This window comes from Streptomyces sp. A0642 (genome assembly GCF_004795105.1).
GTDB lineage: Bacteria > Actinomycetota > Actinomycetes > Streptomycetales > Streptomycetaceae > Streptomyces.
Genome location: NZ_SSBL01000017.1, coordinates 15062 through 27271 on the forward strand (window position 1 = coordinate 15062; position 12210 = coordinate 27271).

Below are 12210 nucleotides of genomic sequence, written 5' to 3' on the forward strand. Positions count from 1 at the left end.
CGCTCCACGGGACGGTGACGGGCGGGAGCTCAGCTGTTCGCGGCGTGACCCAGGAAGGCGGTCCAGGCGGCGGGGGCGACGGCGAAGGTGGGGCCGTCGGTGACCTTGGAGTCGCGGACGTGGACGGTGTGGGGGCAGGCGGCTACCTCTACGCAGGACGCGGCTTCGCTTCCGCTGTAGCTGGACTTGTGCCAGTCGTAGGCGACTTCGATGCAGGCCTCGCCCTCGTTGCCGCTGTAGCTGGACTTGAACCAGGCCAGCCGGGGTCCGTGGATCACAGTTGCCTCACCTTCGTCTCGATGATCTCCGCGGACTTCCAGGGGTTGAGCGCCTGCGCCCGCAAGATGCCGAAAAGGTCGAGCTGGTCGCTCACTTGCTCCAACTTCGAGATCAACCTACCGCCGCCCTGCGCCTCCACATACATCAAGTTGCGGCCTTCCGCCGTGGACATCAACTGCATGGGACCCATCAACCCGGCGTGAGTGTGCTGAGCCGACGGCATCACCTGCACCGTCAGGTGGTTGAACCGCTCCATACATTCGAGTACGTGACGCAGTTGCTCCTTCAGCACCTCGGGCCCGCCGAGCGTCCGGTCCAGGACCGACTCCTCGATGACGTACCCGATGCGCGGCGGCAGCGTGCGCGACAGCACGCTCTGCCGTTCGAGCCGCGCTCCGACGTGCCGGGCGATCTCGTCCTCGGTGTACGCCGGCACGCGCGACCGGTACAGCGCGTGCACGTACGCCTCCGTCTGAAGCAGGCCCGGGATCAGCATGGTCTCGTACGCGCTGATCACCCGCGCACTCCGCTCCAGCTTCGCCCAGTCCAGGAACTTCGGCGGGTACTTCTCCTCATCCACCAACTCGCAGCAAGCCTTCAGCGCCCCGCCCGCCCCGAACACCCGGTCGGCGTCGATCAGCAGGTCGCGCGAGGGAATGCGCTCCGCCCGCTCGGCCGCACCCATCAAGGACTCCGAGATCAGCAGTTGCTCCGCCGCCTCCTTCTGCGTGAGTCCCGCGCGCACCCGGTGGATGCGGATCAGCTCCCCCACCAGCCGCCGCCCGCGCGTCGTCTCGCCACTCGTCCCCACAGCCCTCACCACCCTCCCCACATCGCATGGATGTGGATCGCGTCCTGCTGGTCACGCTACGCAGTCGCGGCGATGCTCATAGCCATGACGAGCAAGAATGTCCCCGAATGGGTACCCGCATCGGGGCACCAACTCCATCTCACCGGAGTCCACTTCGACGCGATCCGACTGCGCGGCGTACGGGGCGAGGCGGTGCTGCACCACCTGGCGACCCTCACCGACGGCGACCCGGGGCCCGTGGTGCGGGAGATCGCGGGAGCCCGGTGGACGTACTTCCTGCTCGCGCCCGGTGTGAGCCGGGACTTCGACTGGCCGCCCGGCGCGAAGTGCTTCGGGCCGGCGGTCCGCGACCAGTACGTGGGAATCCCGGCCGCACACGGCAACACGTACCCGCTGAGCTGGCGGTGCGGGCCGCCGGAGGCGGGGGACTTCGTGGACGCGGAGCTGCTGCACGGGGTGGTGACGGCGCAGCTCGTGGCCGAGGAGTGACCGGGCGGGGGTCGCCTCGACCCTGAGGAGCGACAGCAGAGGAGCGATCCCGTCGCCCTGTTCGCCCCGTCTGACGGCCCGCCTCACCGACCACTGACCGCCCGCCGGGCCGGGCTCAGAGGATCGGCGGGCGTCCCAGCCGGGTCATGCGCCAGACGGTTCGCCACTTCATCGCCCTGCGCGGACTGCACGGCGTGCGTACGCCTTCGACGAAACCGCCCCACCACGCCGTGGCTCCGTCCAGGGACCGGACGCGTGACATGGTGAGCAGGATCCACACCCCGAGGTACACCGGGATCAGGGGCAGCGGCAGTCGGCGGCGTGCGAGCCAGACGCGGTTGCGGGCCGTGAAACGGTAGTAGCCCGCGTGCCGGGACGGGGACGTCTTCGGGTGCTGCAGGACGAGTTCGGGCTCGTAAAGGATCTTCCAGTCCGCATCGAGCGCACGCCACGCCAGGTCGGACTCCTCATGTCCGAAGAAGAACTCCGAAGCCCACAGGCCGGTCTCTCGCAGCATCGGCATGGAGAAGGCGTGTCCGCCGCCGAGGAAGGCGGTCACCAGGCCGCGCCGCATCGGGTCGTCGGCGCGCAGGCGCGGCACCCAGCGTCGCTCGGTGTGCCCGTGCTCATCAGCGACGCGGAAACCCACGATCCCCAGGCGCGGGTCCGACGCGAACAGGGTCTGGATCCTCCCGAACACGTCCGTCTCGATGAGCAGACCGTCGTCGTCCAGTTCGACGACGACATCCACTTCGCCGGAGTCACGCAGCATCTCCAGGCCGACGTTGCGCCCTCCCGGACAACCGAGGTTGTCCGGGAGCGGGACCTTGGTCACATGGGGCGCGACGTCCACGTCGTCGAGGGGCGTCGCGTTTCCGATCAGGATCACTCGCGCCGCAGGTGCGTCCTGCCTTTCCACCGAAGCGAGCAGAGCCGCCACTTCCCGAGGGCGAGTCCCCATGGTGACGATGACGACTCCGATGCGCGGCAAGGGCATGGCGGTGAACTCCAGCGGTCGGTGGAGCCCCGAGGCTAGTGCGTCAGCCGGCCGAACCGGCAAACGCCCACCCCTCACGTGCGCTTGAAGAACTCGATCTCGCCGAGGGCGATCGGCCGTCCCTTCTCCTGCCCTGCCGCCTCCCGCACGACGAGGCTGATGGACACGACGTCGCTGATGCCGGTCCGTATCGTCTGCTCGCCGGGCTTGTCGGTGAGGGTCCAGGCCTTGTCGTGGATCTTGCCGTCCTTCGTGGTGATGCGGACGTCCGCCTGGGTCGGCCTGGCGCCCCGCCCGAATGCCTCGGGCTTCGTCGACACCCCCGTGTGGACCGTCACGCCGACCAGCCGGAACGGCTTCTCGAACTCCGCGGTCAGCGAGTCGCCCACCTTCGGGGCGCCCCAGTACGTGTTCGTCACCCCGTCCGTGGCCAGCTTCGCCGGGTGCCCCGGGGCGGCCGCGCTCGCCGAGATGTCCGTGGGGCTGATCTCCCCCGTTCCGCCGAGCTTGTCCCGTACGTCCTCGACGACGAAGCGCCCCGCCGGTACGAGCAGGAAGCCCGCGATCAGCAGGCCGACGATCACCAGGGCCAGCACGCTCCCCCGCAGCAGCCGTCCCGACCCCGCCCGCACCTTGCGGTCGAAGGGCCACCTGGTGCGCCACCAGGGCAGCGGTTCAGCCTGCTCACCCGGCCTCAGGGGCGCCGCGCAGCTGCGGCAGAAGCGGCGTTCCGGCCGGTTGGACGCGCCGCACGACGGGCACGGCACACCGCCCGGCTCGTCGCTCGCCGCGACCGGCCGGACGACCGGGCGCGCCGCGACCGGCACGCCGGGCTGCACGGCCCCTACGGGCTCGTCCTCCACGGGCGGCCGGGGCCGGACAGGTGCCGGAGCCGGGGGCGCCGGACGTACGGGCGCCGGAGCCGGGGCCGCCGGACGTACGGGTGCCGGGGTAACGGGAGTTGGGGGCGCGGGCGTGGGAGTCGGCGCGGGCGTGGGCGCGGGGGCGGGGGCGGGCGCGGGTGTGGGAGTCGGCGCGGGCGTGGGAGCAGGTGTAGGCGTAGGAGTGGGTGTGGGTGTGGGTGTGGGTGTGGGTGTGGGTGTGGGTGTGGGTGTGGGTGTGGGCGTAGGAGCGGGGGCGGGGGCGGTCGGAGGCGCGGGGGCGGCCTCGGGTTCCGGCGTGCGCACGGGGGCGTCCGCCTCCGGGGCCGGCGTCGGAGTCGGGGCGGGGACCGGGGCCGGAGCCGTCGGCGTCGGCGGAGGGGGTGCCGGGGTGGTCGTTTCCGTCCGGGCGGGCTCCGTCCGGGCACGGCGGGACGACCAGCCCAGGTACGTACCGCAGTTTCCGCAGAAGTCCTCGTCCTCGCCGTTGGCGGTGCCGCACGCCGGGCACGAGCGCGTCACGTCAGTCTCCCGTCTCGTCCGGTGTGCCGGGCAGGATCTCCACCCGGCAGGTGAGGTGCGCCGGGCACGAGGCCTCGACGACGCGCAGGACGCGGGCCGCGTCCACCGGGCCCCCGTCGGTCGCCCGGACCCGTACCAGCAGTTCGCCGGTGGGCGGAGGAGGCAGCTCCGCCCCCGGTTCCCGCGACCAGGCGGCGCCGCCGCCGTCGTGGATGTGCGCCTCCACGCCGAAGCAGAGCCGCAGGTGTTCCGTGAGGCCGCGGCGGGTTCCGCGCCAGCGGTGGAGTTCGACGGCACGTGCGACGGCGGCCCGGCGCAGCTCCGTGGGCCATGCGGGGTCGAGGCCGGCCCCGACCCAGGACGACAGCCAGGGCAGGAAGTCGTCCGGGGTCAGCGCCGGGTCGAAGTAGGCCGGGAGGTTGTCGAGCGTGGACAGGACGGGCGCCAGGACCGTGTCGAGGCCCGCCGTGAACCGCTGGGCGAGGTCATCGTCCGCGTACAGGGCGGGCAGCAGGCCGCCGATCGGGTAACGGCTGGGGAGCCCGGGGACCGCGGCCCTGGTCATGAGCGGTCACCGGCCCCGCCCGCGGTGACGACGACCTGGTGCTGGTGGGAGAAGACGAGGGCGTTCGCCGCGACGTCGATCCGTTCCGCCGCCGCTCCCCGGCGTCCCGTGAGCGGGTCGGCGGGGAACAGCCGCACCTCGTCCACCAGGCGGACCCCCGGCACGCTCTGGAGAACGGCGAAGATCTCGCCGTACTGGACGGGCCTGCCGAAGGGCCAGCCGGACCCGTCCGTGCCGCCCCGCAGCGGGTCGATGCGGCGGAACAGCGCGTCGAGCGCGTCGGCGCGGACGCGGTCCACCTCCCCGTCGGCCGCGACCAGTTCGGCGACCACGGTGACGCCCTGGTAGGCGGGGGGTTCCACGACCAGCCGGGTGCCGACGAGCCGCCGCTCGTCGAGCCGTCCGGCGACCGCAGCCAGCACCGAGTCCGGCGGGATCAGCTGCTCGAACCGCAGCCGGCCGCCCTCGTCGGGCACCGCGTCGGGCACCACGAGGACGCGCACGGCACCGGCCTCGCCCGCGACGGCGGGCAGGCAGCGGACCCTGCGCAGCGAGGGCGCCGCCTCGCGGGCGATGACCTCGTAGTCCTCGGCCGTGACCGCCCGCTCCTGGACCCGCAGGATCTGGGGCGCGCGCACCTTCGCGTTCTCCACGGTCTCGCCGTCGACGCCGCCCCGGGCAGCCTCGCGGTTGTCGACGCCCGCGACGTACGGCACCGAGCTGCGCAGCACGCGGATGGCGCCGCGGGCCACGTTCCCGGCAGCCCCGCCGCCCGTACGGTAGCGGGGGACGCGGAGTTGGGCGCCCTTCGGGGGCACCGCCCCGTACACACGCATCGTGCCGTCCGCCTCGCGCACCTCGGGAGGGAAGGCGAACACGCCGTTGACGGCGTCGATCCGCACGTGCCGGTCGTCCGGGGACGAGGCGCCGAAGTGCTCCACCGGTGTCCAGACGTGCCAGCCGTCGGCGGAGGACACCTGGACGACGGGCGGCTCCCCGTCCAGCAGGAGCGGCACCCTGGGCACGGTGAAGGTCTGCCCGGCGACACCTTCGGATACGCCGAGCGGCACGTCGAGGACCGTCTCCGCGTGTTCGACGCCGGTGGTGCCGCCGACGGTGAACACCTCGGCCTCGCGGATCGTCGGTGACTCCGAGTAGAAGGGCTGCCCCGGTTCGGGCGCGGTGACGCGGCAGCGCAGCCATCCGGCCCGGATGCCGGCCGTCACGGAGGCCGTGTGCCCGGCGGGTACGAACACGGTCACCTCGCCGGGCTTGTTGAGTCCGCCGGTGCTGTCGGTCCCCGTCAGGCAGGGCACCCAGCGGGCGCCGTCCCACGCCTCCCACACCAGGGGCGGCTGCCGGGGGTCGACGCCGACGCCCTCCACCCGGCTGTCGAGGCGTACGGCGACGATGCACCGGGGCACGGCGGTGGGCAGCCCGAAGAGCAGGGCGTCGCCCGGCTCGGGCCGGGACTGGAAGCAGGGGATGTCCTTGCCCGCGCCGAGCGGCGCGGTGCGGTCCGTCTGATCACCGGACACGGGCGCGGTGACGAGCCTGACCAGGGAACTCGGGACGATCGCCAGGTCCTCGGCGGTCGAGAAGACCACCGCCTCCTCCGTCTCGCCCCGGGCGGTGGCGACCTCGGTGCCGGCCGGCAGCCGCACGGTGTCCGGCTGCGGTGCGGACAGCCAGAAGTCGACGTCGGCGCGGGCGACCGTCGGCGGGAACAGCTGGACGCCGAGCAGGTCGAGGAAGGCGGAGTAGTTCCGGTCGGGCACCCGGTTCAGCCGGTAGAGCAGCTGGTCGACCATGTACGCGAACGTCTCGATGAGCGTGACCCCGGGGTCCGACACGTTGTGGTCGGTCCATTCCGGCGAGCGCTGCTGGACGTACCGCTTGGCCTCGTCGACGAGCTGCTGGAAGCGCCGGTCGTCCAGGTTGGGTGAGGGCAGGGACATCAGGACGCTCCCGCTTCGGGACTCTCGGAGGACGGGATCGTGTAGAAGGGGAAGACGAGGTTGCGCAGGTCGTTGGTGGACCGCACGGTGTAGTGCACGTCGATGTAGAGGGTTCCCTCGTCGACGGTGTCGAAGGCGACCACCACGTCCCGCACCTCGATGCGTGGTTCCCAGCGCTCCAGTGACGTACGCACCTCATGGCCGATGCGGCCGGCGGTGGCGCCGTCGCCCGGCGCGAAGACGTAGTCGTGGATGCCGCACCCGAACTCGGGCCGCATGGGCCGCTCCCCCGGCGCGGTGCCGAGCACCAGGCCGATGGCCTCCTCGATCTCCTGGTCCCGCTCGACCATGCCGATGCCGCCCGTGGCGCCGACCCGCAGGGGGAAGCCCCAGCCGCGCCCGATGAATCCGCCCTGGCTCACAGCGGTCCCCCGATCAGCACGTTCGGCGCGCCGCTGACGATCTTGGCGCCGCAGCTCGTCATGTCACCCATGCGGGCGGCCGGCAGCCCGCCGATCAGCACCATGCCGCCGATCGCGGCGGCCGGGGACGGCATGATGACGTTGCCCGGTCCGAGCAGGGCGTGCGGCGGGACGACGCACACGTGCAGGCTGCCGGTGACGGCGGCCGGCCTGCCGCCGATCAGCACGGTGGCCACGGCCACCGCACCCGGTGGCGGGGTGCCGATGAGTCCACCGTGGACGGTGGGGTCGCCCGTGCGGGCTGCGGGGGGCATGGCTGCTGTTCTCCTTGCTGGATCGGGGCTTCGGGTGGCGGCGGAGCGGCCCGGGGGGTCAGTTGATCCGGATGAGCTTGGCCTTGAGCACGGCGAGCAGTCCGCCGTCCACGGTCACTCCGGTCTTGCCGTTGATGGTCACCGAGGCTCCCTTCACCTCCACGTTCCCCGTACCGGCGTCGAGCGTGATCCCCGACCGGCCGAGGGACAGGGAGCTCAGCACCCGGGAGGTGCCGCGCGCGAACACCTTCAGCGCGATCTCTCCCCGCCGTTCGTCCAGGGTGACCTCCAACTGCTTGTCACCGGTGGCGAGGCGCACTCCGGACGGGCCGCGCGGCGCGTCGAGCAGTTCGATCCGGTTGCCCGAACGGGAAACCAGGGAGCGGCGGTTGACCTTGCCACTGGTCGGGTCGACGAGCGGCACGTCGTGGGGCGACGGTTTGTCGACGCCGTTGTAGAGGCCGCCCAGCACGTACGGGCTGTCCAGCAGGCCCTGTTCGAAGCCGACCAGCACCTCGTCGTTGACCTCGGGGCTGAACACCCCGCCACCGCCCTGGCCGCCCCACTGCACCGTACGGACCCAGTCGGACACGTACGTGTCGTCGAGCCAGGGGAACTTGAGGCGCACCGAGCCGCGTTCGCCCTTGCCCCTGCCCTCGCGGATGTCGGTGACGACGCCGATCGCGAGGCCCGGGATGCGGGGGGCGTGCGAGGACGGGTCGCCGCCGCCGGTGAGACCGGAGAGCGAGCGGTCGGGGGCGGCGCTGACGAGCACGGTCGTGCGGTAGCCGCCGTGCGGGTCGAGGACGTGGTGGGCCGCCGTCGCCGTGTAGCGGCCGGCGAACGCGGGTCCGACGTTGCCGAGGGCGACGGGTTCGCCGGCCCGCAGGCGGGGGTTGCCCTCGGCGACCGCCTCGATCTCCCCGAAGCCGGCGCTGACCTGCGCGGCCACCGCTCCCGCGGCCGCGACGGCTTCGGCCTGGGTCCGGTACGGGGTGTCGGCGACCGTCATCCGGGCGTTCGGTCCGAACGCCCCGGCCGCGGCGGACGGGCTCATCCCCGGGACCACCGTGGTGCTGCGGACGGACTGTTCGCGTGCCACCAGCCGCGTCTTGGTCTCCACGTTCCAGCCGCGCACCTCGACGCTGTCCGCCCCGTCCGCGCCGGTCAGCACCGCTCGCAGGGCCAGCAGGTTCCGTCCGTACTCGAGCACCATCGGGTGCCGGGTGGCGGACGTGGAGGGGGAGGGCGCCGAGGCGGCGGGCTTCGGCTTCACGAACTGCAGCAGGCCCTTCTCGTCCACCCGCACGTGCGCGCCGCTCTCGGCCGCCAGGTACTGGAGGAAGTCCCAGTCCGAGATGTTGGGCTGGGTCAGCTGCTTGTACATGACGGGGGCCGCCTCGACCTTCCCGCAGGAGAGCCCGGCTCCGGCGGCGACCTTGCGGACGATGTCGGCGGCCTTCATGTTGCGGAAGGCCACCACCTTCCGCCCGCGCTGGAGCCGGTGCGCCTTGGAGAAGGCGCGGACGACGGTGAACGAGCCGGTGGTGTCGCTGTCGAGTTCGAGTGCGGTGACCTCACCGGTGAACAGCCGCTCGCGCGCCCGCTCCTGGACGGTGACCACCGAGATCTTCAACGGGGTGCCGATGGTGATCCCGGTGGCGGTGAGCAGCGTGTGGTACGGATCGCGGTAGGTCAGTACGGCGGTGTCGGGCAGGCCGACGTTCTCGTCGACCGCGCAGCTCACCAGCTGGGACGCCCAGGCCTGCGGGAGCTCGGCGGGGGCCTCGACGATCGGGTCGGCGGCGAAGGAACGGGCGGGTGCGGTCACCGGGCGCCCTCCGGGGCGTGGTCTTCCATGGCGGGCACGAGGAGTTCCGTGCCCGGGATCAGCCGCATGGGATCGTCGATGCCGTTGGCCTCGGCGATCGTGCGCCACGCGGTGGCGTCGCCGTACTCGCGCCAGGCGAGCAGCGGCAGGCTGTCACCGGCCACCACCCGGTGGGTACGGCGGGCCTCCTTCGATCCGGACGTGGGGTTCTGCCCGGCCGGGTCGACGCTCGCCTCCTCGATCGACAGGGAGCAGGTGGCGCGCAGCGGCTTCCCGTCGACGTCGAAGAGCGTGTACGAGACGGAGAGGCTGGAGAGCACCCCGTCGAACGACGTCGTCTTCGACGTCCCCCAGTCGAAGCGCACCCAGGGGCTCGACGGCTTCTTGCGGCCGAGGCTGCTCGGCGTCGGCACACAGGCCGTCATCAACTGCTCGACCGCCTTCTCCACCGAGTTGTCGTGGGTGGCGGTGGCGTCGAGGAAGACGTCGAGGGAGAGCGAGCGGGGCCCGCTCCCGACGAACTCGGGCAGCGCGGACGCACCGGCCGTCCGGGAGGGGGTACGCCGCCACTCGGTGCTCTTGGTCAGGGAGAGCGTCGCCGGATTGAACTGGAGGGTGAGCCGGGCGAGGGTACCCGACGGCTTGGCGCCCACGTCCGCGGGCGGCTCCATGATGGTCAGCTGGGCACGGGCACGGCTCGTACGGGCAGTCGCCGCCACGGTGTTCCTCCTTCCTGCTCGTCGTCTCGGTCATGGGCGCGGGTGTACGGGCGGCGGGCCATCAGGACGGCACCAGGCCCTCGTGCGCGATCTCCAGGGTCTCGATGGCCGCCTCGGAACTGGACGGGTCGAAGGACGGGCCCTGCCAGCGCACCGGCACGATCCCCTGGATCTGCCAGCTGATGATCCGGGTCAGGTTCGGCCGGAGGGCGACGATCTCGCCGTCCTTGCGCTCCACCCGCTGGGTCGTCTCGTTCAGCCACCGCGCGATCTTCAGCGTGTCGGTGGTGACGGGGCGGGTCAGCGTGATGTTGGTCCAGGTGATCCGCCCGGGCAGCTGCCAGGTGAAGCCGTTGTTGCCGCCCTCGGCGTACTGCTCCAGCTCCACCTCGGCGCCCAGACCCGAACAGGTGTGGAACGCCCCCAGGTCGCTGCCCCCGATGGCGAGTTTGAAGAACACGCTCGTCGCGAAGATGTTGTCCGTCATGTGCGTCTCTTCTTCTCTGCTGTGCGGGTCGGGTGCGTTCTCTGCTGTCCGGGTCCAGGGCGTTCTCCGCGGTCCGTCACGGGAGGGTCCGGTTTCAGCGGCGGCCGTCGCGCGGCCGCCCTGTGCGTTCCCGCCCTCTGCGCAGGTCCGCCCGGATCAGCCTGCTGACCGGGTCGAGCAGCCGCCGGGCGAGCTCCTCGACGTCCACGCCGGGGATCTCGTCCGTCCGCGACGCGGGGGTGGGCGGTGGGGCCGCGGCCGGAGTACGGGCGGTCTTCGGCTGGACCACCCGGACGGGGACTCCGGCGAGCCCCGCCTCGTCCATGGCCCGCTGGACGGCCTGCTCCCGGGAGCCCGTCGCGCGGTTGCCGGGACCGGCACTGCGCGCGGGACCTCCCTGGACTGCGCCGGGCCGGGCCGGTGCGGGGCGGGACGCGCGCACGGTGAGCTCGCGCGGTCCGCCGGCCGGGGCGTCGCCCGCCGGGGCCGGCCCTGCGGCGGGCACGCCGGTTTCCGGCACCACCGGCATCGAGAGGCGCTGAAGCGGCACGGGGACGGCGTTCCCGGCCGGCGCGGACCCGGGCGGATGCGGGCGCACCACGGGGACGGCGGGCGGCGCGGACCGGGCGGGCGGTGCGGCCCGCGCCGGGGACGGTGGTTCGGGCTGGTGGGCGGCGGGGTGCCCGGCCGGACTCCGGCCGCGCGACGGGGTGCCGGGGCGGGGGCCGCCGGGCGGGGCCGGCACGGGAGCGGTCGGCGCGGCAGCGGTGGCGCCGCGCGCGGAGCGCTGGACCAGCCGCGCGAGGGAGCCGCGCACCGGGGAGCCGCCCACGGAGGGCTGGGCGGTGGGAAGGGTGGCGGGGCGACCGCGCACGGCCTTCCTTCCCCTCCCCGACTCCCCCGGGTCACCGGCTTCCGGGCCGTCGGCCGTCGCGTTTCCTCGCGGGGCGGTGCGGGGCGCGGGGGCCGCCTGTGACCGGAGGCCGGGTCCACCGGTCCGCGGGAGGCCGCTGCCGGGTTCACCGGCCCGCTGGAGGCCGCGCGACGGGGTGACGGGTGCGGACACGGAACGCTGGACGGCGGCGCCGTGCGGCTGCGACTGGTGCCCGGCGAGGGGTGCGCGGGGCGCAGGGGCGGGCCGGCCGGCCGGGGTGGCGCGGGTGTCCGGCGGCCCGTCGGAGCCCGGCCGGGGGACGTCCCGCCGCCAGGTCGCCGCCACGACGGGCCGCCTGGGGGTGGCCGATTCCGGCGCGGTGAAGCCCTCGGCGGCCCCCGTGCTCACGGACAGCGTCCGCCCGGTGAGCAGCGCGCGCGACCGCTGGACCACCGTCGGCTCAGGGCCCGTTCCCGTGTCCCGCCGCGGCTCCGGCCCCTGCCCGCCGGGGCCTCGCGGCGCGATCCGCCGGACGCGCACCGGAGCGGGCGGGGTGGACGGGGCCGTCGGGGAGGACGGGGTGGCGGTGCTCGTGGGCGTGCGGGCGGCGTGCGCGGCGCGCTGGACGGCCGTCGGCTGCGGGGTGCCGGACACGGGAGCGGCCTCGGCCCGGGCCGCCGGGCGCAGCGGCATGGCGGGCCCGGAGGCCGGGGCGTGCGCGGACGTCTGCGGCCCACCCGGCGTCGGCCCATCCGACAGCGGGCCCGTCGTTCCGGGCCGCGCGCGACGGGCGTCGCCCAGCAGCGGGGCGTCGCCCGGGGTCCCGGCGGTCGGCGGCAACGCGGAGAGGGGCGCGCCGAGTCCGCCCCGGGTACGGGCCCGGGAGCCCGGTCGGCCGGGGCCGGAGAGGGGCGACCCGGGCGTGGCCGCGGGGCCGGCGTCGGGTGCGGACGTGCCCGCGCGGGGCGGAGACGCGGGTGCGGGTGCGCGCTGGACGGATGACGGGGAGCCTGCTGCGTCGGCCCGCGGCGCGACGGGGCCGGACACCGGACGCTGCCGCT

Annotated in this window: 13 protein-coding genes; 1 reads left to right on the forward strand and 12 read right to left on the reverse strand. The window is 73.8% G+C overall.

The features are described 5' to 3' along the window. Positions 1-29: 29 nt before the first annotated feature. Positions 30-275 (reverse strand): DUF397 domain-containing protein, encoded by a 246-nt coding sequence (locus E6R60_RS24795; protein ID WP_136328974.1) that lies wholly within the window; start codon positions 273-275, stop codon positions 30-32. Next, the gene (locus E6R60_RS24800; protein WP_240802669.1) at positions 275-1090 is read right to left on the reverse strand and encodes a helix-turn-helix transcriptional regulator; all 816 of its coding nucleotides are present in this window, start codon (positions 1088-1090) and stop codon (positions 275-277) included. The genes E6R60_RS24795 and E6R60_RS24800 overlap by 1 nt, the downstream gene beginning before the upstream one ends. Before the next feature lie 84 nt (positions 1091-1174). Here E6R60_RS24800 and E6R60_RS24805 point away from each other — a divergent pair, with 84 nt between their 5' ends. After that, complete coding sequence (locus tag E6R60_RS24805) at positions 1175-1579, forward strand: hypothetical protein (RefSeq protein ID WP_136328856.1); 405 nt, start codon at positions 1175-1177, stop codon at positions 1577-1579. A 115-nt stretch (positions 1580-1694) separates the two neighbouring features. Here the strand turns inward: E6R60_RS24805 and E6R60_RS24810 are convergent, their stop codons facing one another. The 10 genes from E6R60_RS24810 to E6R60_RS24855 form a co-directional block, all read right to left on the reverse strand. Continuing rightward, positions 1695-2576, reverse strand: a complete 882-nt coding sequence (locus E6R60_RS24810) for a glycosyltransferase (RefSeq protein WP_136328857.1) — start codon at positions 2574-2576, stop codon at positions 1695-1697. Between the two features lie 74 nt (positions 2577-2650). Beyond that, positions 2651-3415, reverse strand: coding sequence for a zinc-ribbon domain-containing protein (locus E6R60_RS37515; RefSeq protein WP_240802670.1), 765 nt, complete (start codon positions 3413-3415; stop codon positions 2651-2653). A gap of 565 nt (positions 3416-3980) precedes the next feature. Next, complete coding sequence (locus E6R60_RS24820; protein WP_136328859.1) at positions 3981-4544, reverse strand: phage tail protein; 564 nt, start codon at positions 4542-4544, stop codon at positions 3981-3983. Then, positions 4541-6502, reverse strand: a complete 1962-nt coding sequence (locus tag E6R60_RS24825; RefSeq protein WP_136328860.1) for a putative baseplate assembly protein — start codon at positions 6500-6502, stop codon at positions 4541-4543. The genes E6R60_RS24820 and E6R60_RS24825 overlap by 4 nt, the downstream gene beginning before the upstream one ends. Continuing rightward, the gene (locus E6R60_RS24830) at positions 6502-6924 is read right to left on the reverse strand and encodes a GPW/gp25 family protein (protein WP_136328861.1); all 423 of its coding nucleotides are present in this window, start codon (positions 6922-6924) and stop codon (positions 6502-6504) included. The genes E6R60_RS24825 and E6R60_RS24830 overlap by 1 nt, the downstream gene beginning before the upstream one ends. Next, entirely contained in the window at positions 6921-7238 is a 318-nt protein-coding gene (locus E6R60_RS24835) for a PAAR domain-containing protein (protein WP_136328862.1), read from the reverse strand. The genes E6R60_RS24830 and E6R60_RS24835 overlap by 4 nt, the downstream gene beginning before the upstream one ends. A 58-nt stretch (positions 7239-7296) precedes the next feature. Then, entirely contained in the window at positions 7297-9069 is a 1773-nt protein-coding gene (locus E6R60_RS24840) for a VgrG-related protein (RefSeq protein ID WP_136328863.1), read from the reverse strand. Beyond that, on the reverse strand, positions 9066-9740 hold the full coding sequence (locus tag E6R60_RS24845) for a LysM peptidoglycan-binding domain-containing protein (RefSeq protein ID WP_206309511.1): 675 nt from the start codon (positions 9738-9740) through the stop codon (positions 9066-9068). The genes E6R60_RS24840 and E6R60_RS24845 overlap by 4 nt, the downstream gene beginning before the upstream one ends. A gap of 109 nt (positions 9741-9849) precedes the next feature. Continuing rightward, positions 9850-10275, reverse strand: coding sequence for a phage tail protein (locus tag E6R60_RS24850; RefSeq protein WP_136328865.1), 426 nt, complete (start codon positions 10273-10275; stop codon positions 9850-9852). Positions 10276-10369: 94 nt separating this feature from the next. After that, entirely contained in the window at positions 10370-11842 is a 1473-nt protein-coding gene (locus E6R60_RS24855; RefSeq protein ID WP_136328866.1) for a hypothetical protein, read from the reverse strand. Between the last annotated feature and the right edge of the window lie 368 nt (positions 11843-12210).

What these genes read in the sequence shown, in the direction of transcription:
- E6R60_RS24805 (WP_136328856.1), top strand. Translation starts at nt 1,175, where the DNA reads ATGACGAGCAAGAATGTCCCCGAATGGGTACCCGCATCGGGGCACCAA.
- E6R60_RS24810 (WP_136328857.1), bottom strand. Translation starts at nt 2,576, where the DNA reads ATGCCCTTGCCGCGCATCGGAGTCGTCATCGTCACCATGGGGACTCGC.
- E6R60_RS24820 (WP_136328859.1), bottom strand. Translation starts at nt 4,544, where the DNA reads ATGACCAGGGCCGCGGTCCCCGGGCTCCCCAGCCGTTACCCGATCGGC.
- E6R60_RS24825 (WP_136328860.1), bottom strand. Translation starts at nt 6,502, where the DNA reads ATGTCCCTGCCCTCACCCAACCTGGACGACCGGCGCTTCCAGCAGCTC.
- E6R60_RS24835 (WP_136328862.1), bottom strand. Translation starts at nt 7,238, where the DNA reads ATGCCCCCCGCAGCCCGCACGGGCGACCCCACCGTCCACGGTGGACTC.
- E6R60_RS24845 (WP_206309511.1), bottom strand. Translation starts at nt 9,740, where the DNA reads ATGGAGCCGCCCGCGGACGTGGGCGCCAAGCCGTCGGGTACCCTCGCC.
- E6R60_RS24850 (WP_136328865.1), bottom strand. Translation starts at nt 10,275, where the DNA reads ATGACGGACAACATCTTCGCGACGAGCGTGTTCTTCAAACTCGCCATC.
- E6R60_RS24855 (WP_136328866.1), bottom strand. Translation starts at nt 11,842, where the DNA reads ATGCCGCTGCGCCCGGCGGCCCGGGCCGAGGCCGCTCCCGTGTCCGGC.